3 protein-coding genes are annotated in these 1,437 nt (G+C 61.0%); 2 read left to right on the plus strand and 1 reads right to left on the minus strand.

From position 1 onward, the window contains the following. Together EOA28_RS35620 and EOA28_RS35625 are read left to right on the plus strand one after the other, a co-directional pair. A partial coding sequence (locus EOA28_RS35620) for an MFS transporter (protein WP_128315841.1) occupies positions 1–444 on the plus strand: 444 nt, incomplete at its 5' end. Positions 445–476: 32 nt separating this feature from the next. After that, positions 477–752, plus strand: a complete 276-nt coding sequence (locus EOA28_RS35625) for a metalloregulator ArsR/SmtB family transcription factor (protein WP_040998815.1) — start codon at positions 477–479, stop codon at positions 750–752. 103 nt (positions 753–855) lie between these two features. Here the strand turns inward: EOA28_RS35625 and EOA28_RS35630 are convergent. Next, positions 856–1,437, minus strand: a 582-nt coding sequence (locus EOA28_RS35630) for a glutathione S-transferase family protein (protein ID WP_148671097.1), incomplete at its 5' end; no start/stop codon positions are given.

Genomic DNA, 1,437 nt, shown 5'->3' on the forward strand with positions numbered 1-1,437 from the left:
GCTGCCTTCGGCGCGGCTCTGGTCGCGGTGTTGATCTTCCTGATCGCGCCGCGTTCAGGTATCTTCGTCATCGTGCTGACCGCCGCCTATGGCGGTTTCGCCTACACGCTCTATTCGATCGCCGTCGCGCACGCCAACGACCACGCCCGCGCCGAGGACTTCGTCAAGGTTTCCGGCGGCCTGCTTCTGCTCTACGGCTTCGGCACGATGATCGGCCCGCTTTTGGCCGCGGCCTTGATGGGTTCGGTGCGTCCGGAGGGGCTGTTTCTTGCAACCGCGCTCGCTCATCTCAGCCTCGCCGGCTACACGCTGCTGCGTATCCGCGCCCGCGCGCCGGTGCCGATCGAAAACCGCGATGCGTTCAAGACGCAGCCCGCGGACCGCGCGGTCACGCCCGAAGCAACCCGGCTCGATCCGCGCAGAAAGATTGAAACCAATAGTTGAGATTCCGAAAACTTTGCCCCACAAATAACGGCATGATGTTTTCTGACGCCTTTGTGGCGATAGCCGACCCCAATCGGCGCTATCTCTTGGAAGAACTCCGGCGCGGCCCGAAGACGGTGAACGAACTGGCGGCCGGATTGCCCGTCTCGCGCCCGGCTGTTTCCCAGCATCTGAAGGTTCTGCTCGATGCCGGCCTTGTCAATGCCAAGGCTGAAGGCACCAGGCGCGTCTATACTGTCAGCAGCGCCGGCTTCCTTAGGCTGAACATCTGGCTCGACCAGTTCTGGGAAACGGCGCCGGGGGAATGATCTAAACCGCGTCGCGATCTTTCAGATTCGCTCCACGCTTAGGTTTTTGATTTCACGCATGTCTTTGTCCTCGATACCGGTTCCCACTTTCGGGAGACATGCTTTAGCCGTTGTTGTAGGGGAAGAACTTGAAATAGGGCTGCGCTTCCTCGACCACGCGGGCAAAGGATGGGCGCGCCAGCAGACGATCGTGATAGCGTTTCAGCGTCGGAAACCTGTCGCCGAACGGTTCAACCTTGTTGGCATAGAACAAGGCGGGTGAGGCCGAGCAGTCGGCCATGGTGAAGGTGTCGCCGACCGCCCAGATTTTTTCCTGCATCTCCATTTCGACGATGCCATAGGCGTTGCGCAACTGCGCGCGGCTTTCCTCGACGCCGAATGGATCGGTCTGCTTCTTTGGCCGCAGCCGGTCGCCGACGATCTTCTGCATCGGCGCCTGCACGTAGAAATCATAGAAGCGGTCGGCCTGACGGACCTGAAGGGCAAAGTCGATGTCGGTGGGCACCAGCGTGACAGGCCCGGGATAATGCGCAGCCAGATATTCAATGATGATGGTCGATTCCAGCAGCGTTCGCTCGCGCGCATCGTCGCGCAGCGCCGGCATCTTGCCAGTCGGCGACACTTTCAGGAACGCCGCGCGCGAGGCCTGGTCGCCGAGATCGACGATGACCGGATTGAATGGCGT

Source organism: Mesorhizobium sp. M2A.F.Ca.ET.067.02.1.1, assembly GCF_004023285.1.
In the GTDB taxonomy this organism is placed as follows: Bacteria; Pseudomonadota; Alphaproteobacteria; order Rhizobiales; family Rhizobiaceae; genus Mesorhizobium.